This is a genomic window from Pseudomonas aegrilactucae, from assembly GCF_019168305.1.
Classification (GTDB): Bacteria; Pseudomonadota; Gammaproteobacteria; order Pseudomonadales; family Pseudomonadaceae; genus Aquipseudomonas; species Aquipseudomonas aegrilactucae.
Window position 1 is genome coordinate 1 of record NZ_JAHTBI010000003.1, and the last position, 21,338, is coordinate 21,338.

At 65.4% G+C, this 21,338-nt stretch carries 9 protein-coding genes and 1 pseudogene; 5 read left to right on the forward strand and 5 right to left on the reverse strand.

Going from position 1 to position 21,338, the window contains the following annotated elements; translation table 11 throughout:
• Positions 1-475 precede the first annotated feature (475 nt).
• Entirely contained in the window at positions 476-1,909 is a 1,434-nt protein-coding gene (locus tag KUO17_RS01125; RefSeq protein WP_217973217.1) for a sodium:proton antiporter, read from the reverse strand.
• A 101-nt stretch (positions 1,910-2,010) separates the two neighbouring features.
• Positions 2,011-14,962, reverse strand: a pseudogene (locus tag KUO17_RS01130) (non-ribosomal peptide synthetase).
• Positions 14,963-15,287: 325 nt separating this feature from the next.
• Between KUO17_RS01130 and KUO17_RS01135 the strand changes: the two are divergent.
• Positions 15,288-15,827: an RNA polymerase factor sigma-70 gene (locus KUO17_RS01135; RefSeq protein ID WP_217973218.1), complete on the forward strand. Its 540-nt coding sequence runs from the start codon at positions 15,288-15,290 to the stop codon at positions 15,825-15,827.
• A gap of 120 nt (positions 15,828-15,947) precedes the next feature.
• On the opposite strand, the gene KUO17_RS01140 is transcribed toward KUO17_RS01135, so the two are convergent.
• Positions 15,948-16,961 carry a GNAT family N-acetyltransferase gene (locus KUO17_RS01140; protein ID WP_217973219.1) on the reverse strand — a complete coding sequence of 338 codons (1,014 nt, stop codon included), beginning with the start codon at positions 16,959-16,961 and terminating at the stop codon, positions 15,948-15,950.
• 65 nt (positions 16,962-17,026) lie between these two features.
• Positions 17,027-17,824: a substrate-binding periplasmic protein gene (locus KUO17_RS01145; protein ID WP_217973220.1), complete on the reverse strand. Its 798-nt coding sequence runs from the start codon at positions 17,822-17,824 to the stop codon at positions 17,027-17,029.
• A 147-nt stretch (positions 17,825-17,971) separates the two neighbouring features.
• On the opposite strand from KUO17_RS01145, the gene KUO17_RS01150 reads away from it, so the two are divergent.
• A complete protein-coding gene (locus KUO17_RS01150) occupies positions 17,972-18,523 on the forward strand; it encodes a 3'-5' exonuclease (RefSeq protein WP_217973221.1) in 552 nt (183 codons plus the stop codon).
• 71 nt (positions 18,524-18,594) lie between these two features.
• Positions 18,595-18,879, forward strand: a complete 285-nt coding sequence (gene ppnP / locus KUO17_RS01155) for a pyrimidine/purine nucleoside phosphorylase (protein ID WP_217973222.1) — start codon at positions 18,595-18,597, stop codon at positions 18,877-18,879.
• A 37-nt stretch (positions 18,880-18,916) separates the two neighbouring features.
• On the opposite strand, the gene KUO17_RS01160 is transcribed toward ppnP, so the two are convergent.
• Positions 18,917-19,606 (reverse strand): alpha/beta family hydrolase, encoded by a 690-nt coding sequence (locus KUO17_RS01160; RefSeq protein WP_217973223.1) that lies wholly within the window; start codon positions 19,604-19,606, stop codon positions 18,917-18,919.
• A gap of 49 nt (positions 19,607-19,655) precedes the next feature.
• On the opposite strand from KUO17_RS01160, the gene ccoN reads away from it, so the two are divergent.
• Both ccoN and KUO17_RS01170 read left to right on the forward strand, forming a co-directional pair.
• Positions 19,656-21,080, forward strand: a complete 1,425-nt coding sequence (gene ccoN / locus KUO17_RS01165) for a cytochrome-c oxidase, cbb3-type subunit I (protein ID WP_217973224.1) — start codon at positions 19,656-19,658, stop codon at positions 21,078-21,080.
• Between the two features lie 10 nt (positions 21,081-21,090).
• On the forward strand, positions 21,091-21,338 hold a 248-nt coding region (locus KUO17_RS01170; protein ID WP_217973225.1), incomplete at its 3' end, for a cbb3-type cytochrome c oxidase subunit II.

Here is a 21,338-nt window from a genome sequence, read left to right on the forward strand (position 1 = left end):
TCGCTGATGTCACGCAACCACTTATCGATATGCGCGGCTGCCAGGCCCATGTCTTCGAGGGCCACCTCGTTCAGAGGGACGACGGCTACCTGGAACTCGCGGATAGAGAGGGAGACGGGTGGGGAGAACATCCATTGTTCCTTGCGGGGATGCCTGAGACCCGTCCTTGGGTATTCAGTGACTATCGAGGGAAGTGCGCCACATCAAGTGACCACCCTCAAAATCATCGCAGAGCGCTTTGCGCGCCTACAAGCCAAAAGCCATCAGTAGGCAAATCAGCTGGAAATCCAGTCAGTGTTTATCCCCGCAGGGGCAAACGGAGCCCTGGCGCCCCTTGCAACGCCTGTCGCAATGGAAAGGTCATGTCGTAGACTTCCCACGCCGCCATTGATGGCGGCGTGTAGTCAGGCCGAACGTGTAAATTCTTGAATCAATTTAACAGCTGGATACCCGTGCGACCTGCGATCGCAAACCGCTACAACATCACCAGCACAAGCACCACCAGCAACGGCAACAGCACCGCACACGACCAACCCATGTACCCGAAGAAGCTCGGCATCTTCACCCCGCGCTGCTCGGCAATGGCCTTGACCATGAAGTTCGGCGCATTGCCGATATACGTCATCGCCCCCATGAACACCGAACCCATGGAGATCGCCAGCAACGTCTGCGGCATGTGCTCCATCAGCACCTGGGCATCCCCGGCCGCCATGTTGAAGAACAGCAGGTAGGTCGGCGCATTGTCGAGGAAGCTCGACAGGGTACCGCTGAGCCAGAAGTACATGCTGTTGATCGGCTCACCACCTGGGCCGCTGACGCTGGCCACCAGCGCCGCCAACTGGCCGTCGCTACCGGCACGCAGGATGGCGATCACCGGGGCAATGGTCAGGAAGATCCCGGCGAACAGCTTGGCCACTTCGACGATCGGGCCCCAGTCGAACTCGTTGGCCGTGCGCAACGCCCGCGGGGTCAGCCATAGCGACAGCAGCGCCAGCCCCACCAGCACACCATCACGCAACAGGTTCTGCACCTCGACGTAGGTCCCCATCAGCTCGACGCCAATACCCGGCTTCCACACGCCAGACATCAATACCGCCAGCACCACCCCGGCCAGCAGGACGAAGTTGCGCTTGCCCAGCAGCCGCACCGAGGTGTCCGGGGTGGGGTCATTGGCCAGCAGCTCGTTTTCACGCCGGTAGTAATGGCGATCGATCAGGTAGAACACCCCCAGCAACGGCACCGCCAGCAGCACCACCGGCAAGGCCATGTGCTGCAGGGTCCAGAGGAAACTCACGCCCTTGAGAAAACCCAGGAACAATGGCGGATCGCCCAGCGGGGTCAGCCCGCCGCCGACGTTGGCCACCAGGAAGATGAAGAACACCACCACGTGCGCGCTGTGCTTGCGGTTGTCGTTGGCGCGCAGCAACGGGCGAATCAGCAGCATTGCCGCACCCGTGGTGCCCATTACCGACGCCAGCAGCGCACCGAGTGCCAGCAGGCGGGTATTGAGCCAGGGCGAGCCATGCAGGTTGCCCTCCACCAGAATGCCGCCCGAAATGGTGAACAGCGCGAACAACAGAATGATGAACGGCAGGTACTCGGCCAGCAGCACATGCACCCCCAGCCCCAGGCTGGCGTGCCCGCCGAAGGTCAGGCTGAACGGCACCACGAACAGCAGCGTCCAGCCCAGCGTGATCTTGCCGAAATGGTGATGCCACAGCGAGGCGGCGAAAATCGGCAGCACGGCGATGCTCAGCAGGATGCCGGCGAACGGCACAGCCCACAGCAGGCCCATGCGGGCACCGTCGACCTCGGCGGCCGAGGCCACGCCTGGCAGGCACAGCAACAACAGCACGCCCAGCAGCGAGCCAATGGGAGAACCACGAAACAACGAATAAAGAGGGCGCATCAAGACCGACCGTGTGCAGATGAACAGCAGCGCGCCAGCCCGAAGGCTGGCGCGCATGAGCGAATCGGTGATGCTAAACCAAAACGCCCTGCCCGGCTGCCTCAGAACGCCTCGAGCGACGCCATCAGGTCACTCAGCCGATCGACCTTGTCGTCGCTCAGCGCGTTGGCCTTCAAGCCCTCCACATACGTGGCCAGTTCCTCCACGGTGCTGCACTCGAACATCGCCCGTAGCGGCACGTTCAGTTGCAGCACTTTCTGCACCCGCGACGCGATCTGCGTGGCCAGCAACGAGTGCCCGCCCAACTCGAAGAAGTTGTCGCGCACCCCGACCCGCTCCAGCTTGAGTACATCGGCCCAGATCTCGGCCAGCGACTGCTCCAGCTCGCTGCGCGGAGCCAGGTAGTCCTGGCCCAGCTGCTGGCCGAACTCGATGGCCGGCAATGCCTTGCGGTCGAGCTTGCCATTGGCGTTGTGCGGCAGCTCGGCCAGCCATGCCCAGTGCAGCGGCACCATGTACTCCGGCAGTTCGGCGCGCAGGCGCTGGCGCACCTGTTCGAGCAACGCCACGGTGTCGGCACCGGCATCGGCCGCCACCAGGTAGCCGACCAGGTGCTTGCCGTTGGCGCCTTCCTGTACGCCAACCGCCGCATCGCGTACCTGGCTCTGCTCATGCAGGCGCGCCTCGATTTCACCCAGTTCGATGCGGTAGCCGCGAATCTTCACCTGATGATCGATGCGCCCCACATACTCCAGCACCCCGTCGACACGACGGCGGGCCAGGTCACCGGTACGGTACAACCGCTCACCCGGTGCACCGAACGGGTGCGGGATGAACGCCTGGGCCGTGCGCAGCGGGTCGCCGACATAGCCGCGCCCTACCCCGGTACCGGCGACACACAGCTCGCCCACTGCGCCCAGCGGCACCAGCGCCTGATCGTCGCCAAACAGGTACAGGCGGTTGTTGTCGGTCGGCGTACCGATCGGCAGGTAGCTGCCCTGGGTAGAGGCCGCGTCGACGCGGAAGAACGCCACGTCGTCGGAGCATTCGGCCGGGCCATAGGCGTTCACCAGGCCGATCTGCGGGTAACGCTCCAGCCACTGCCAGGCCAGCTCCGGCGGCATCGCCTCGCCGGTCGGCAGCATCCAGCGCAGGCCAGTCAGGTGCTGACGCTCGTTGGCGAGCATGCCCTGGATCAGCGACGGCACGCTTTCAAGCACCGTGATGCCACTGGCCTGGACATGTTCAAGCAGGCCGTGCGGGTCATGCGCAATGGCGTTCGGCACGATCGCCACCTGCGCCCCGAACAGCGGCGCGGCGAGGAACTGCCACACCGAGATGTCGAAACTCTGCGAAGCGGTCTGGGCGATCACGTCGTGTTCGTCCAGTTGCAGGTACGGCACCTTGCTCAACTGGTTGTTGAGCATGCCGCGCTGCTCGACCATCACGCCCTTGGGCAAGCCGGTGGAACCGGAGGTGTAGATCACATAGGCAAGGTTGTCCGGCGCGCTGTAGATGCCGGGGTTGCCTTCGCCAACGCCTGCACCCTGCACGTCCTCCCAGACCAGCAGGCGCGGCCGCCCGGCACACGCCAGCTCGTCGAGCAGAACCTGCGCCTGCGCCAGGCACGCCTGGCTGCAGACGATCACCGGCGTACGGCTGAGCTCGACGATACGCTGCAAGCGCGAGCCCGGCAGGCCGGGGTCCAGCGGCAGGTAACCGGCACCGGCCTTGAAGCTGCCGACGATCATGCCCAGCAGCTCCAGCCCGCGCTCGGCCAGCAGCGCCACCGGCTGGTCGACCTGCACACCGGCCGCCACCAAGGCATGCCCCAGTCGGTTGGCCTGGCGGTTCAGTTCGGCATAGCTCCACCGCTGCTCCAGGCAGCGCGCCGCCACCCGCTCGGGGTGCGCCGCAACCCGGGCTTCGAACAGCGCGGCATAGCTCTGCTCCAGCGGATAGGCGTGCTCGCTGCGGTTGCAGTCCTCGAGCAGGAAGCGTTGCTCCTGCTCACCCAGCATCGCCAGCTGCGCCACGTCGCCATGGAACCCCTCCATCAGCGCCAGCAGCAGGCGCTTGAACTCGCCCAGCAGCCGCTCGACGGTAGCCGTATCGAAGTAACGCTGATCGAACGAGAGGTGCAGGCCCAGGTCATCACCGGGGTAGCACACGGCAGTCAGCGGGAAGTTGGTGTGGGTGCGGCCCGAATCGGAACTGGCGTTGAGGCTCTGCGCATGGTCCAGCACCGCGGTTTCCACCGGCGCGTTCTCGAACACGAACAGGCTGTCGAACAGCGGCTGGCCCTTGGGCAGCTCGCTGCATTCCTGGATGCTCACCAAGGGCAGGTATTCGTACTCGCGCACATCCATGTTGCGCTCCAGCAGGCCTTGCAACCACTGGCGCACCGAGCAGCGCTCACTGGCAGCCGGCAGGGTCACGCGCAAGGCGATGCTGTTGATGAACAACCCCACCGTATGCTGCATCTGCGGCAGGCTTACCGGGCGCCCGGCCACGGTCACGCCGAACACCACGTCGCGTTCACCGCTGCAGCGGCTGAGCACCAGCGCCCACGCCGCCTGGGCGAAGGTGTTGACGGTCAACTGATGGGCCTGGGCCAGTTCGCGCAGACGCGCCCCGTCCTCGACCGCCAGCCGGGTGTAGCAGTCACCCACCAGCATGCCGCCGTGATCGCCGGCATGCTCGCGCAGCAGCGGCCGGTCACTCGGGATGTAAGTGGTGCGCTCGAAGCCTTGGAGGTTATGCCGCCACCATTGGCGCGCCTCATCCAGGCTCTGGTGCTGCAGCCAGCCAATATAGTCGCGATAGCGCGGCGGCAACGGCAACTGCGCCTCGCGGCCTTCGCCCAGGGCCGCGTAGATCTGGAAGAAATCGTTCATCAGCAGCGAGCGGCACCAGGCATCGATCAGGATGTGGTGGTTGCTCATCATGAACCAGTACTGCGCCTGGCCCACGCGGATCAAGCGCAGGTGGAACGGTGCCTGCTGCAGCAGCTCGAAGCCGGCTTCGCGCTCCTGCTTGTGCAGCGCCTGCAGACGCGCTTCGTGCTCATGCTGCGGGTCGGCACTCCAGTCCTGGTAGTCGAGCGGGGTGGCGCCGGGCCTGTGGATGATCTGCAGCATGGCTTCGCCGGCGTTCCAGCAAAACGACGCACGCAAGGCCTCGTGCCGCGCCACCACGGCCTGCCAGGCCTGAGCGAAGCGCTGCGGATCGATCTCGCTGTTGATGCGGTAGCGGTCCTGCATGTAGTAGATGCCGGTGCCCGGTTCGAGCAGCGTGTGCAGCAGCATGCCCTCCTGCATCGGTGTCAGCGGATAGACGTCCTCGATCTGCTGAGCAGGCACCGGCAGGCTGTCGATCTGCTCCTGGGTCAACTGCGCCAGCGGGAAGTCGGACGGTGTGAAGCTGCCGTTGCCCTCCTCCAGGCAATGTGCGACCAGGCTGACGAGCTCATCCACATAGGCATGGGCCAGTTCATCGATGGTCTGCGGGTTGTAGCGTTCGCGACTGAAGGTCCAGCGCAGCTGCAACTGGCCGCCATACACCTGGCCATCGACGCTCAGCCAGTTGGGCAGCGGTGCATCGAGGTCGTGGGCCAGCCCCGCGGGCTCGTCCACCGGCTGGTACAGCGCCGCACTGCTGAACTGCTGGTCGAACTGCCCCAGGTAGTTGAAGGTGATGCGCGCCTGCGCCAGCGCCGCCATGGCTTCGCGGGTCGGTTCATCGGCCAGGTAGCGCAGCACGCCATAGCCCAGCCCCTTGTGCGGCACAGCACGCAGTTGCTCCTTGATCGCCTTGATCGAGGTCGCCTGGCCGCCTGCTGCCTCGCTGCTCAGCGGGCTCAGGCGCAGCGGGTAGGCACTGGTGAACCAGCCGACGCTGCGGCTCAGGTCGATGTCGTCGAACAGGGTTTCACGGCCATGCCCTTCAAGCTGGACCAGTACCGAGGTGTCGCCACTCCAGCGGCACAGCACACGAGCCAGCGCCGTCAGCAGCAGGTCGTTGACCTGCGTGCGATAGGCCGCCGGGGCGTCCTGCAGCAATTGGCGGGTCTGCGCCGCGCTCAGTTGCACGCTCACGGTCTGCGCCTGGCGGTGCAGGTTGGCGCCCTGCGGGTGATCGCACGGCAGCTCGCGGCTGGCGGCGCTGAGCTGCGTCTGCCACCAGCCCTGTTCATCACGCAGCGAGTCGCTGCCGGCATAGGCGCCCAGGCGTGCGGCCCATTGGCCGAGCGCACTGGTCTTGGCTACCAGGGGCTGGCCACGGTAAAGCGCCTGCAGGTCTTCGAGCAGCACACGCCACGACACACCATCGACCACCAGGTGGTGGATCGCCAGCAGCAGGCGTTGCGTACCTTGCCCGTCCTCGACCAACAAGGCGCGCAGCAGCGGGCCGTTTGCCAGGTCGAGGCTGCGCTGCACATCGGTGTACAACGCCTGGCAGTCATGCAGGTCGCCGACCGAAGCCTGCCACAGCAGCTCGCGAGTGTCGGTCGCAGCGTAGCTGGCGCGTCCTTCGTTGAAGCGCAGGCGCAGTGCGTCATGGTGCAGCACCAGGGCCTGCAGGGCCTGTTCCAGCAGCGCGCCGTCGAGGCGCTCGGCCGGTTGCAGCAGCACCGCCTGGTTCCAGTGTCGGGGCTGCACGATCTCGCTGTCGAAGAACCAGTGCTGGATCGGCGTGAGCGCGGCCGCACCGCTCAGCGGGCCTTGTTCGATCAGGTTGAGCTGGAGGCGGCTGACCACCGTGGCCAGGGTCTGCACGGTCTGTTGCTGGAACAGGTCGCGCGCAGTGAAGTGCAGCCCGAGCTGACGCGCGCGGCTGACCACCTGGATCGACAGGATCGAATCGCCGCCCAGCTCGAAGAAGTTGTCCTGCAGGCCGACCCGCTCGACGTTGAGCACATCGCGCCAGATCCCGGCCAGTTGCTGCTCCACCTCGCTGCGCGGCGCTTCGTAGTGCTGGCGCCCTTGCTCCATGTCCGGCAGCGGCAGTGCACGGCGGTCGAGCTTGCCGTTGCCGGTCAATGGCATCTGCGCCAGCAGCACCAGGTGCGCGGGCACCATGTAGTCCGGCAGGTTCACCCGCAACTGAGCCTTGAGGCTGTCGCGCAGCTGCGCCTGGGCCTGGGCATCGCCCTGGGCCTGTTCGCACACCAGGTACGCGGCCAGTTGCTTGCCGCCCGGCATGTCCAGCGCCAGCACCACGGCTTCGTGCACGTCGGCATGTTCGAGCAGGCGGCTTTCGATTTCGCCCAGCTCGATGCGGAAACCGCGAATCTTCACCTGGTGGTCGATACGCCCCATGTATTCCAGCAGGCCGTCGGCGCGCTGGCGCACCAGGTCTCCGGTGCGGTACAGGCGCGCGCCATGACCACTGAACGGGTCGGCGACGAAGCGCTCGGCGCTCAGCCCGGGACGCTCGTGATAACCCTGCGCAAGCCCGGCGCCACCGACATACAGCTCGCCAATCGAGCCCTGTGGCAACAGCGCCAGGTCGGCATCGAGGATGTACGCCACACGGGCACCGATCACCCGGCCGATCGGCACGCTGCCAGCCCCGGCCTCAAGGCTCGCCGGTGCCAGGCAGGCCAGCGGCATGACCACGGTTTCGGTCGGCCCGTAGGCGTTGAAGAACTGCGCCGGTGCAAACGCTTCGCGGATGCGCTGCAGGTGCTCGCCGGTCAGCGCTTCACCGCCGGTGATGCACAGGCGTACCGGCAGTTGTTCGTTGCGGCTGTCCAGCCATTGCGCCAGCTGGCTGCCATAGCTTGGGGTAAAGCCGAGCACCGTGACCTGCTGCTGGCGGATCAGCCCGCAGATTTCCTCGGCGCCCCACTGCCCCTGGGCACGCAATACCACCCGTGCGCCACTGAGCAGCGGCACCAGCAGACGCTCGGTGGCCGCATCGAAGTTGATCGAGTAGAAATGCAGCTCGCAGTCGTCGCTGCGCATGCCGAACGCCTCGATCACCGCCAGGCAGTGCATGGCAATTTCACCGTGGCTGACCACCACGCCCTTGGGCTTGCCGGTAGAGCCGGAGGTGTAGATCAGGTACGCCTGGTGCACCGGCAGGCTCAGCGAGGGCATGGCCTCGGCGCTGTAGCTATCCAGCGTTGCACTGTCGTCTTCCAGGCACCAGCGGGCCACGCCCGCCGGCAGCTCGCCCAGCGCATCGAACAGCGCGCGCTGGCCCAGCAGCAGGCCGATGCCGCTGTCTTCGATCATGTATTGCAGGCGTTCGAGCGGGTACTCAGGGTCCAGCGGCACATACGCCCCCCCCCGCCTTCAGGATCGCCAGCAGGCCGATCACAAGCGCTGCGGAACGCTCCAGCGCCAGCCCGACGCGCACCTGCGGGCCGACGCCGCGTTCACGCAGGACGCGGGCCAGGCGGTTGGCCTGGGCGTCGAGCTGGGCGTAGCTCAGGTGCTCGCCGGCAAAGGTCAGCGCCAGCGCATCGGGGCTGCGCTGCGCCTGCTCGCTGAACAGTTCGTGAATGCAACGATCCAGGCCCGGTGCCTGGGCATCGCCGGCCAGGTTGTCGAACAGCGCCTGCTGCTCGTCCACCGCCAGCAACGGCAACTCGCACAGGCGCTGCTGCGGGTCGACCAGCAAGGCCTCGAGCAACTGCTGCCAGTGCGCCGCCATGCGCACAATGCGCGGTTCGTCGAACAGGTCGCAGCTATAGGTCAGGCAGCAGCCCAGGCGACGGTCCAGGTCGGTGACCTCAAGGTTCAGGTCGAACTTGGTGGCGCGGGCGTCGTTGACCAGGTAGTGCACCTGCATCCCAGCCAGTTGCCGGCTTTGCTGGAACTCCCAGCGCTGCACGTTGCACATCACCTGGAACAACGGGTTGTAGGCGGCGCTGCGCGGCGGCTGCAGGGCTTCGACCAGGTGGTCGAACGGCAGGTCCTGGTGCGACTGGCCGTCGATCACGGTCTGGCGCACCTGTTCGATCAGGTCGAGCACACGCATCTGCCCGTCGAGCTGGCAGCGCAGTACCTGGGTGTTGAGGAACGCGCCGATCAGGCCCTCGCTTTCCGGACGAATGCGGTTGGCCACCGGTGCGCCGATGCGCAGGTCGGTCTGGCCGCTGTAGCGGTACAGCAGCAGCGCCAGGGTGGCGGTCATGGTCATGAACAGGGTCAGGCCATGCTCGGCATTGAAGCCGCGCACCCGCGCCGCCAGTTCGTCGCTCAGGTCGAAACGGTACAGCTCGCCACGGTGGCTCTGCACGGCCGGGCGCGGGCGGTCGGCGGGCAGTTCCATGACCGGGTGCTCATCACCCAGTTGCGCGGTCCAGTAATCCAGCTGGCGCTGGCGTTCGCCGGCTTCCAGCCATTGGCGCTGCCACACGCTGTAGTCCAGGTACTGCACCGGCAACGGTGCCAGGGGCGACTCGCGATCGTCCAGGAACGCCTCGTAAAGCTCGCCCAGTTCACGGGCAAAGATGTCCATGGCCCAGCCTTCGGTGACGATATGGTGCAGGGTCAGCACGAAGTAGTGCTCCTGCTCGCCGGCCTTGACCAGGCAGGCACGCAGCAGCGGGCCGGTTTCCAGGTCGAACGGCTGGTGCGCCTGCTCGTCGGCCAGGGCCTGCAGGCGCTGCTGGCGCTGCGCCGGGCCGTCGCCGGAGTAGTCCAGCCAGTTCATCGCCAGGCCGCTGTCGGGCGCCACCGCCTGACAGGGTACGCCGTCGATGCTCGGGAACGTGGTGCGCAGGGTTTCGTGACGCATGATCAGCGCCTGCAGCGCCTGCTCGAAACGGCTCACATCCAGCATGCCGCTCAGGCGCGCCATGCCGCCGACGTTGTACGCCGGGCTGTCGGGTTCCATCTGCCAGAGGAACCACATGCGCTGCTGCGAATACGACAGCGGCACTGGCTGGCTGCGGTCGATGCGTGCGATCTCGCCTTGCAGGTTGTGCTGCCCGGCGTGCTGCAACGCGTCGATCTGCGCGGCGAACGCACCCAGTTCGCTGGCCTCGAACAGGGTGCGCAGCGGCAACTCCACGTCGCACGCCTGGCGGGTGCGCGCAATGATCTGGGTGGCCAGCAGCGAATGGCCGCCGAGGGCGAAGAAGTCGTCGTTCAGGCCCACCTGCTCAAGGCCCAGCACTTCACGCCAGATTGCGGCGACCTGACGCTGCAGCGGTGTGCCTGGGGCGATGTGTACGCGTTGCTGCCAGGTCGGTTCGGGCAATGCCTTGCGGTCGACCTTGCCGCTGGGGCCCAGCGGCATCTGCGCCAGGTGCACCAGTTGCGCCGGTACCATGTAGGCCGGCAGTTGCGCGCTGAGCGCGTTCAGCAGTGCATCGCTGCAATCCTGTGCGTGCGTGTAGTAGCCGACCAGTTGCGGGCCGGCAACGGTGTGGCGCACCAGCACCACGGCCTGCTCGACGCCGGGCTGGGCCAGCAGGCAAGCCTGCACTTCCTCGGGCTCGACACGAAAGCCGCGCAGCTTGACCTGCTGGTCGACGCGGCCCAGGTACTCCAGCGCCCCCAGGTCGGCCAGCCAGCGCACACGGTCGCCGCTGCGGTACAGGCGCTGACCCTGTTCGGCCGGCACGAAACGCTCGGCGGTCAGCCCCGGCCGCCCCAGGTAGCCGCGGGCCAGGCCTGCGCCCCCCAGGCACAACTCGCCCGGCACGCCAAACGGCGCCAGCGCAAGGTCGTCATCGAGCACCACGCACTGCACGTTGGCCAAGGGGCGACCTATCGGCGAGCGCACGCCGTCTTCGCGACGGCACTGCCAATGGGTCACGTTGATGGCGGTTTCGGTCGGCCCATAGCGGTTGTGCAAGGCCACCTGTGGCAGCACCTGCAGAACCCGGTCGCGCAAGGCCGCCGACAACGCCTCGCCACCGGAAAACACCCGGCGCAGGCTGCTGCAGCCTGCGGCAAGCGGTTCTTGCACGAACACCTGCAACAACGGCGGCACGAAGTGCAGCGTGGTCACGTCATGCTGCTGCACCAATTGGGCAATGCGCTGCGGGTCGCGGTGCTCACCGGGCCCGGCCAGTACCAGACGGCAGCCTTGCACCAGCGGCCAGAAGCACTCCCACACCGACACGTCGAAGCTGATCGGGGCCTTCTGCAGCAGCACGTCGTGCTCGTCCAGCGCATAGCGGGCCTGCATCCATTGCAGGCGCTCGGCCAGCGCCGCATGGGTGTTGCCCACACCCTTGGGCTGGCCGGTGGAACCGGAGGTGTAGATCACATAGGCGAGGTTGTCGCCGTGCAGGTGCAGCCCGGGGGGCTGGCTCGGCCAGCTGTCCAGGTGCAGGGTGTCCATGGCGATGGCGCTCACGCCCTCGACCGATGGCAGGCGCTCGAGCACGTCGCTGTGGCTCAGCAGCAGGCTCGCGCCGCAATCGGCGAGCATGTAGGCCAGACGCTCGGCCGGGTAGTCCACGTCCAGCGGCACGTAGGCGCCACCGGCCTTGAGGATGGCCAGCAGGCCGACCAGCAGTTGCGGCGACCGCTCGGCGGCGATCGCCACGCAGACGTCCGGCCCCACGCCCTTGTCACGCAGGTAATGCGCCAGGCGGTTGGCCTGGGTGTGCAGGCTGGCGTAGTCCAGGCTGCCGTCCTGCCACACCAGTGCAGTACGTTGCGGGGTGCACCGAGCCTGTTCGTTGAGCTGCTCGACCAGCCACTGGCTGGCCGGTGCGACGGGGGCCTGGCCCCACGCCTGAAGCTGCTCGCGCTCCTGCATCGCCAGCAGTTGCAGTTCGGCCAGCGCTACCTGGGGCGCCACGCTGACCTGCTGCAACAGGCTGACGAGCTGCGCGGCGATACGCTCGATGGTCGATGCGTCGAACAGCTCGTCGGCATAGTCGAACGACAGACTCACACGGCCCTGATGGTCTTCTTCGCTGTGCAGTTGCAGGTCGAACTTGGCTTCGCGGCTGTGCCAGGGCAGCTCGTCGGCGAGCAGGCCCGGCAAGCGACGCAGCGCGCTCAGGTCACGTTGCTGGTGGTTGAACATGACCTGGAACAGGCCTTGCTCGCGCGCTTCGGGGAACGCCTCGACCAGTTGTTCGAACGGCAGGTCCTGATTGGCCTGGGCGTCGAGGGTGGCCTGGCGTACCTGGGCCAGCAACTGGCTGAACGGCGCACGCGGCTCGAGCCGGGCACGCAGCACCTGGGTGTTGATGAAGAAACCGACCAGGCCCTGGGTTTCCAGGCGCGGACGGTTGGCATTGGGTACCCCGACACGGATGTCGCGCTGGCCGCTGTAGCGGTGCAGCAGGGTTTGCCAGCCCGCCAGCAGCAGCATGAACAGGCTGGCATCATGGGCGTGGGCGACCTGGCGCAGTGCGTTGCCCAGGGCAGGTTCCAGGCGCACGCTCAGACGCGCGGCGCTCTTGCGCTGCTGGGCCGAGCGCGGGTGATCGGTGGCCAGGTCCAGGACCGGCTGCTCATCGCCAAGCTGGGCTTTCCAGTAGTCCAGCTGACGCGTGTTTTCGCCCTGGGCCAGCCATTGGCGCTGCCAACTGCCGTAGTCGGCATACTGCAGCGACAAGGGCGTCAGCTGCGCCTGCTGGCCCTGACAGGCCGCGGCGTACAGCCGCGAGAATTCGTCGATGAGGATGTTCAGTGACCAGCCATCGGCAATGATGTGGTGCAGGGTCACCCACAGCTGATGTTCTTCGCTGTCCAGGCGCACCAGGGTAACGCGCAGCAATGGCCCACGTTCCAGGTCGAACGGCTGCCGGGCTTCAGCTTCGCGGCGTAGCTCAACCCGCGCCGGGCTTTCGGCGCTCAGGTCAAGACGCGCCACCTGCCAGTCAAGGCTCGGCAGAATACGCTGCACGGGCTGGCCGTCGCTGTCACCGAACAGCGTGCGCAGCGATTCATGCCGCGCCACCAGGGCTTGGAAGCTGCTGGCCAGTGCGGCTTCATCCAGCTCGCCGCGCAGGCGCAAGGCGCCCGGAATGTTGTACGCCGCACTCGCCGGCTCCAGTTGCCAGAGCACCCAAAGACGGTTCTGCGCCAACGACTGCGGCAGTGGCTGGGCACGCGACAGTGCGCCAATCACCCCCTGGGCCACGCCACCGTCGGCCTGCAGTTGCCCCACCACGGCGGCGAACGCCTGCAGGACTGGCGCCTCGAACAACAGGCGCACACTCAATTCCAGGCCCAGCTCGTCGCGCAGGCGTGCAATGACCTGGGTGGCCGCGATGGAGTTGCCGCCCAGCAGGAAGAAGTGATCGTCGGCGGCCACCTGGGCCACGTTCAACTGCTCGGCCCACAGGCGTGCGATCAGGGCTTGCAACCCTTCCCCGCCCGCGGTGGCCACATCCGCCGTTGTGGCCTGGGCATCCGGGAAACGTGCGTAGCAATCCAGGCTGCCATCGTGCAGACGCTGGCGGCACGCCGAGCGTTGCAGCTTGCCGCTGGAGGTCTTGGGCAACGCACCGGGGTTGAGCAGCAACACCACCGCCGGCGCCTGCTGGCAGGCATCGGCGATCACCTGGCGCAGGGTGCGGATCAGGCTGGCCGGCTCGATGAGCTTCTGCACGTTGCGGCTGATCTCGACCGCGATGCCGATGCCCTCCTCGCCCTGGTCGTCGACCGCGAACACCGCCACCCGGCCTTTGCGCAGCACCTCGACTTCACGCTCAAGGGTCTTTTCCAGGTCCTGTGGGTAGAGGTTGTGCCCGCGCACGATCAGCATGTCCTTCAGGCGCCCGGTGACGAACAGCTCGCCGTCACGCACAAAACCCAGGTCGCCGGTACGCAGCCAGGTGCGCCCGCCCTGCTCGACGAAGGTTCTCGCGGTGGCTTCAGGGTTGCGCCAGTAGCCGTGGGCAATGCTCGGGCCGGCGGCCCAGATCTCGCCGACCAGGTTCTCGCCCAGCACCGTCAACTGCTGCGGCTCGACGATCTGCACCGCATGCAGCGGCTGGCTGAAACCGCAGCTCATCTGCACGCTGCCCTCGCCGGCCTGGGCGCGGTGCTGCGCCAGGGCCGCGCTGTCCAGCGCCAGTGCAGCAATGCCGCCGCCGCGCACACTGCCGCTGACGAACAAGGTGGCTTCGGCCAGGCCATAACTGGCAAAGAAACTGGAAGGCTCGAAACCGCACACGGCGAACTTCTCGGCAAAGCTGTCGAGGCTGTCCTGGCGGATCGGCTCGGAACCGGAGTACGCCACGCGCCACGTGCTCAGGTCCAGGTTGGCCAGCGCCGCGCTGCTGACCCGTTCATGGCACAGCCGGTAGGCGAAGTCCGGCCCGCCGCTGATGCTGCCGCCGTAGTCGCTGATCGCCTGCAGCCAGCGCTGCGGGCGCGCCAGGAAGTAACCCGGGGACATCAGCACACAGGGCACGCCACTGAAGATCGGCTGCAGCAGGCCGCCGATCAGGCCCATGTCGTGGTACAGCGGCAGCCAGCTGACGATCACGTCGTCCGGGTTGAGGTCGATGCCGAAGCCCTCGCGGATCAGCACTTCGTTGGCCACCAGGTTGCCGTGGCTGACCTGCACGCCCTTGGGCAGCGCGGTGGAGCCGGAGGTGTACTGCAGGAAGGCGATGTCATCCGGCTTGAGCGCCGGCGCCTGCCAGGCGCTGGCCAGGCTGGCGTCGATCCGGTCGACGCTGAGCAGTTGCGGCGCGTGCTCGGCCTTGAGCGCATCCAGCGCCAGCAGGCTGCCCTGCAGGCTGTCGATGGTCAGCAGCAGGCGCGGCTGCGCATCGTCGATGATCGATACCAGGCGTGCCTGGTGATGGGTGCGCGAGGATTCCGGCGGGTAGGCTGGCACCGCGATCACGCCGGCATACAGGCAACCGAAGAACGCCGCGACGTAGTCCGGGCCGCTGGGGAACAACAGAATCGCACGGTCGCCCTGCACAGTGCGCGCCTGCAAGGCGGCGGCGATGCTGCGCGCGCGCTGGTCGAGCTCTCGGTAGCTGAGCACCGCCTGGTCACGGGCGTCTTCGGCCAGGAAGCGCAAGGCCACCTTCTCTGGGGTCAGCGTAGCGCGCTGTACCAGTGCCTGGACCAGCGTAACCGGGAGTTCGAAGGCGTCCGTCATGGGGGAGTTCCTGCCAGTATCTGTACGTGAAAGTCGGCGGTTGCGGGCGGTGCGCGGCAGATATCGAGTCACTGGCACGCGCCCTTCAGGGCCGAGGATGTACACAGGGGAACGGATGAACAGGTGAAATAATTAGGCGCCAGAGTGGTCTGCCCAAGAGGACTTCACCGCGAGGCGGACAGGTGTTGCTTAGAACCAAAAACACCCAGTCTCATTACTTTTCGCATTTGACAATAATTATCATTAAGAATAGCTTGTCGCACGTCGCAGGAAGCACCCCCCGAGGAGTGCTTCGCTTCCCTCTTCGAGAAAAGGTGAAAATTCCATGGCGGAACAACTGTCCACAAGTAAGTGCGATTCACCGTTACTCCAAGCATTCGTCGACAATCGCGGCATTTTGGTGAAAATTGCCGCCAGAATTACCGGTTGCCGCTCCCGCGCCGAGGATGTGGTACAGGATGCTTTTTTCAGGTTGAGCGCCGCACCGCAGATCACCTCCTCATTCAAGGCGCAGTTGAGCTACCTGTTCCAGATCGTGCGTAACCTGGCCATCGACCATTACCGCAAACAGGCAATGGAGCTCAAATACTCCGGCAGCGAAGAGGAAGGGATGAATGTCGTGGTCCACGGCGCTTCGCCCGAGGCTACGCACATCAATTTCGCCACCCTGGAAACTATCGCCGACGCGCTGACCGAACTGCCGCAGCGCACCCGCTATGCCTTCGAGATGTATCGCCTGCACGGGGTGCCGCAGAAAGACATCGCCAAGGAGCTGGGGGTGTCGCCGACGCTGGTGAATTTCATGATCCGCGATGCCCTGGTGCATTGCCGCAAGGTGTCGGCAGCGCGCGGCGAGGTGGCCTGAGGACTGCGATTCGATTGCACCGGCCTTCGCTGGCAAGCCAGCTCCCACAGTGTTCTTCGGTGCTCACAAGACCCTGTGGGAGCTGGCTTGCCAGCGAAGGGGCTGCAAGAGCCCCTGCCTTCACACCAGCTTGCAGCGCTCGAAGAAGCGCTCGCGCCCCAGCACCATCAAGGCCGCACGCTTGTGCGGGAAATCGAACTCTTTCTCGCAATGGAAGCACTGGTCGTGCATGTAGCCGATCATCCTGGCGTTGTCGGCACGCGGCTCGGCCACCACCCGCTGGGTGCGCGGATCGTCCAGGAAAAGGTAATGCACCAGCGCTGACAGCCAACTGGCGACCTTGTGCGGGCCGCGATGCGCCTCCTCGCCCACCAGCATGTGAATGCCACGGTCATAGTCATCGACCCGGTAGAACGGCGCAATCCGGTCTTCCTTGGCCCAGTACGCCTCGAAGTAGGCAAACGGCTGGTCGTCGAAGCAGCCGATCAGGGTCAGGGTATGCGCATCGGCTTGCAGCTTGCCCAGGTAGTCGCGGTGCTGCTCCAGGCTGCCACCTTCCTGCCAGAAATTCAGCACCCGCGGGGTGTTCTGCCAACGGTTGAAGCGTTCCAGATCATGGTCGATTTCCAGCGTACGCAACGAGATCCAGGCGCCCACACGCGGGTCGAAACGCCGGTACACCTCGCCCCGTGGCTTGGGTGCGCGAAGCGGGTGACGCTTGCCCCCGGTGATCTGCATCTGCTGCGGGTAGGTACCTGACAGCGTCTGGCCCAACCACGGTTGCGGCAACTGCCAGAACAAGCTGCGCTCGCAGCGATAGCGACCAGGCTGTTCATCGGCCACCAGCAAGCCGCTGGCCAGCGCCCCTTCAGGCACCTGTGCCAGGTGCCAGCACAGGCGCTGGCATCCCGGGTCGCGGGAGAACAGCCAGTAGCAGGCCGCCCACAACGCCTGCTGAGGACGGTCGCTGCAGCTGTATTCGAGGTGAATGTTCAAGTCCTGCCCGCGCTCCAGGCGCAGTCGCACCAGCGGCGAGTCTTCAAGCACCAGGCTCAGGCGGCACTCGGTTTCATCGGCGCTGAGGCTGCGCCAGCGGGGCAGGGACAAGGTGGACGAGGCGGTATCGGCAGGCATGGTCTGTGGCTCACGCAAAAGAAAGGAACAGCTCACTGCTGTTGACGTGAAACCGACGCGCAAATTTAGTGGGGCTGAGTCTCGCTCACCTCGATCTGATAGGGCCTGAAGATTTCCAGCAACTGGCCATTCTCACGCAGGCGCTGCAGCAACTGCGCAAACGCCTCGCCACTGATCGGCGCCTGCGGCCGCAGCAATGCAAAATGATGGTAGACCTGGTCGACGTTGTGCGAGACCAGGAACTGCCCCTGGTACTTGCGGTTGCGCTGCAGGAAGTCGTTCAGGTAGGAACGGGTGACCAGCGCCACATCGGCACGGTCGTGCTGCACCATCTTCAGGTTGCTGTCGTGGGAATAGGTCAGGGTGGCCTGGAAGGTGTCCTTGAGGTACTGCGGGTCGGCGTTGAAGCCGGCGAACGCATAATGATAGCCGCTGTACAACGCCAGCCGCTTGCCCTCCAGGGGCTGGAAATAGGTCTGGTCGCGGCCGTCGATATTGTGCGTGACGAAGACTTCGGCATCTTCAAGGCCGATGTCGACTTTCACGTAGCGGATGCCTTTCCAGCCCCACTCAGGGTTTTCGAAGATCGCCATGTCGATGCGCCCCTCTTCGAAATCGCGAAAGCGCCGTGGAATGGAGGTGGGCACCAGCACGAAGCGATAGTCGTCCTGCACCCTGTTCAGGGCCTTGATCAGGTCCGGCAGCAGGCCCGTGTCGGCCCCCTGCTCGGGGCGCACGGTGTAGGGCGGGAAATGCGCGGCACCAATCTTGATTTCTTCCTGAGCACAGACAGGTGTTGCCAGCCAGGCGGCAGCGAGCAACGACAGGGACAACACGGCCTGTGGCAGGGGCGCTGAACTCAAGGCAACACACTCTTTGCGGATTCGCGCCTAAACTAGGCGTTTTCCCGCCCTTGCACAACTGGCATAACTGACAGGCAGATTGCCACGGGATATCGCGCAGGCCCGAGATTGGCTACGCTCTGGCGACGATTATGTAAGGAGCCTGCTATGGGCCATTGGCTGGTGATCGACCTGGAAGCTACCACCGACGAGGGCGGCTGGCCGATCGAAGACATGGAAGTCATCGAGATCGGCGCCAGCCTGGTCAATCGACAGGGTCGGGAGGTAGACCACTTCCAGCGCTTCGTGAAACCCCAGCGGCGCCCACTGCTGACGCCGTTCTGCCGCGAACTGACGCATATAAGCCAGGCCGACATCCATTCGGCGGCCACTTTCACCGACGTATGGCGCCCGTTCGAACGCTGGCTTGCGCATCATCAGGCCCGCCTTGAAGGCTGGGCCAGCTGGGGCGACTACGACCGGCGCCAACTGCTGCAGGAGTGGCAGTTGCATCAGGTGCACAGCCTGCTGGCCAGGCTGCCTCACCTGAACCTCAAGCAACGCTTTGCCAAGGCCCGCCAGCTGGAGCGGCCACTGGGCCTCAAAGGCGCGCTGCAACTGGCCGGGTTGCAGTTCGTGGGGCAGCAGCACCGCGCGCTGGAGGATGCGCGCAACACCGCTCGGCTGCTGCCGCTGACACTGCCGGCCCGGGGCACCTGAAAGCGGATGACGGCGCCGGGAGGCTTGGGCATACTGGCCAGCCCTTTTTTGCCCCTTTGCAGGAGTCGCCCATGTTTAAAGTCAACGAGTACTTTGATGGCACGGTCAAGTCCATCGCCTTCACCGGCACCGAAGGCCCGGCCACGGTTGGCGTGATGGCCCCGGGCGAATACGAGTTCGGCACCGCGCAGCGCGAAATCATGCACGTGGTCTGCGGCGCCCTGATCGTCAAGCTGCCGGGCAGCGACAACTGGGAAACCTTCAATACGGGCGACCAGTTCAAAGTGCCGGCCAACAGCAAGTTCCAGTTGCAGGTGAAGGTCGATACCGCCTACCTGTGCGAATACCGCGACTGATGCACAACGCTTCGCCGGCCTTGCCGGCGAAGAGCCATCAGCGCAGGAACGCCGCGACCCTGTGCGCCGTCGCGGCAAGATGGTCGGCATGGCTGAACCCCGACGCCTTCAGCGGCTTGAGGTCATGATCCCCCGCCACCCGCCAGCACACCTCGATCGCTGACGAGAGCGCGTACCGCTGAACCGTCTCGCGGTTGCCCAGCGCATCGCGCTCGCCCTGCACGATCAGCGTGGGCGTCTTCAGTTCGGCCAGATGCGCCACCCGAGGTTTTTCCGGCTTGCCCGCCGCGTAGAACGGGTACCCCAGGCACACCAGCGCATCCACCCCCAGCTCATCCGCCACCAGGCTGGCCATGCGCCCGCCCATCGACTTGCCACCAATGGCCAGCGGCCCAGCGACCAATGGTCGCACCTGGGCGACCACCTCGCGCCAGCACTCGAGCAACCGGGCCTGCGGGTTTGGCGGCCTTTTGCCACCATCCAGGCGACGCTGGGCCATGTAGGGGAACTCGAAGCGCAGCACCCCCAGCCCTTGTGCAGCCAGCCTTTGCGCCATGTCCTGCATGAATTCGCTGTCCATTGGCGCGCCGGCGCCGTGGGCCAGGATCAGGCACCCCGAAGGCGCTCCATCCCCCTGATTTTGCGGGGCATTCCACAACCAGCCGCGCTGTTCCACCAGCCTCGCCCATTGATCAGCGTCAATACCGCCCACTTGCCCATTACTCATGCTTGCCTCGCTCACTAGCCTGCCTATAACCGTGGATGGGAACCCATACATGAACACAACCAGCAGTACCGCCTACAACTACAAGGTGGTCCGCCAATTCGCCATTATGACGGTGGTGTGGGGAATCGTCGGGATGGGGCTCGGCGTTTTTCTCGCCGCGCAACTCGTCTGGCCTGCACTCAACTTCGACCTCCCGTGGACCAGCTTCGGGCGCCTGCGCCCCTTGCACACCAACGCGGTGATCTTCGCCTTCGGCGGCTGCGCCTTGTTCGCCGCCTCCTACTACTCGGTACAGCGTACCTGCCAGACGGTACTGTTTTCACCGCGTCTGGCCGCCTTCACCTTCTGGGGCTGGCAACTGGTGATCCTGCTGGCGGCCATCAGCCTGCCACTGGGTTACACCAGTTCCAAGGAGTACGCCGAACTGGAATGGCCGATCGACATTCTGATCACCATCGTCTGGGTCGCCTACGCCGTGGTGTTCTTCGGCACCCTGATCAAGCGCAGCACCAAGCACATCTATGTGGGTAACTGGTTCTTCGGCGCGTTCATCATCACCGTGGCCATCCTGCACATTGTCAACAACCTGGAAATCCCGGTCAGCCTGACCAAGTCCTACTCGCTGTACGGCGGTGCTACCGACGCCATGGTGCAGTGGTGGTACGGCCACAACGCCGTGGGCTTCTTCCTGACCGCAGGCTTCCTGGGCATGATGTACTACTTCGTGCCCAAGCAGGCCGAACGCCCGGTGTACTCGTATCGCCTGTCGATCGTGCACTTCTGGGCGCTGATCACCCTGTACATCTGGGCAGGTCCCCACCACCTGCACTACACCGCCCTGCCCGACTGGGCGCAGTCGCTGGGCATGGTGATGTCGCTGATCCTGCTGGCGCCCAGCTGGGGCGGCATGATCAACGGCATGATGACCCTCTCGGGTGCCTGGCATAAGCTGCGCAGCGACCCGATCCTGCGCTTTCTGGTGGTATCGCTGGCGTTCTACGGCATGTCCACCTTCGAAGGCCCGATGATGGCGATCAAGACCGTCAACGCCCTCTCGCACTACACCGACTGGACCATCGGCCACGTACACGCCGGCGCCCTTGGCTGGGTAGCGATGATCTCGATCGGCGCGCTCTACCACATGATCCCGAAAGTCTTCGGCCGCGAGCAGATGTACAGCCTGGGCCTGATCAACGCGCACTTCTGGCTGGCCACCATCGGCACCGTGCTGTACATCGCCTCGATGTGGGTCAACGGCATCGCCCAGGGCCTGATGTGGCGCGCAGTCAACGCCGACGGCACGCTGACCTACTCCTTCGTCGAAACCCTGGTGGCCAGCCACCCAGGCTTCATCGTGCGCTTCGTGGGCGGTGCGATCTTCCTCACCGGCATGTTCCTGATGGCCTGGAACACCTGGCGCACCGTGCGTGCACCTGCGGGTGAAACTGCCGCCGCCACTGCGCAGCTGGCCTGAGGAGAATCTGATGAAACACGAAGTAATCGAGAAGAACGTCTTCCTGCTGGTGCTGCTGATGGTGTTCGCCGTGAGCATCGGCGGCCTGACCCAGATCGTCCCGCTGTTCTTCCAGGACGTCACCAACAAGCCGGTCGAAGGCATGAAGCCCTACACCGCCCTGCAACTGGAAGGCCGTGACATCTACATCCGCGAAGGCTGCGTGCAGTGCCACTCGCAGATGATCCGCCCGTTCCGTGCCGAAACCGAACGCTACGG

Bases quoted from the DNA above. Each gene is read 5' to 3' on its own strand.
- KUO17_RS01125 (WP_217973217.1), bottom strand. From the start codon at position 1,909: ATGCGCCCTCTTTATTCGTTGTTTCGTGGTTCTCCCATTGGCTCGCTG.
- KUO17_RS01135 (WP_217973218.1), top strand. From the start codon at position 15,288: ATGGCGGAACAACTGTCCACAAGTAAGTGCGATTCACCGTTACTCCAA.
- KUO17_RS01140 (WP_217973219.1), bottom strand. From the start codon at position 16,961: ATGCCTGCCGATACCGCCTCGTCCACCTTGTCCCTGCCCCGCTGGCGC.
- KUO17_RS01150 (WP_217973221.1), top strand. From the start codon at position 17,972: ATGGGCCATTGGCTGGTGATCGACCTGGAAGCTACCACCGACGAGGGC.
- ppnP (WP_217973222.1), top strand. From the start codon at position 18,595: ATGTTTAAAGTCAACGAGTACTTTGATGGCACGGTCAAGTCCATCGCC.
- KUO17_RS01160 (WP_217973223.1), bottom strand. From the start codon at position 19,606: ATGAGTAATGGGCAAGTGGGCGGTATTGACGCTGATCAATGGGCGAGG.
- ccoN (WP_217973224.1), top strand. From the start codon at position 19,656: ATGAACACAACCAGCAGTACCGCCTACAACTACAAGGTGGTCCGCCAA.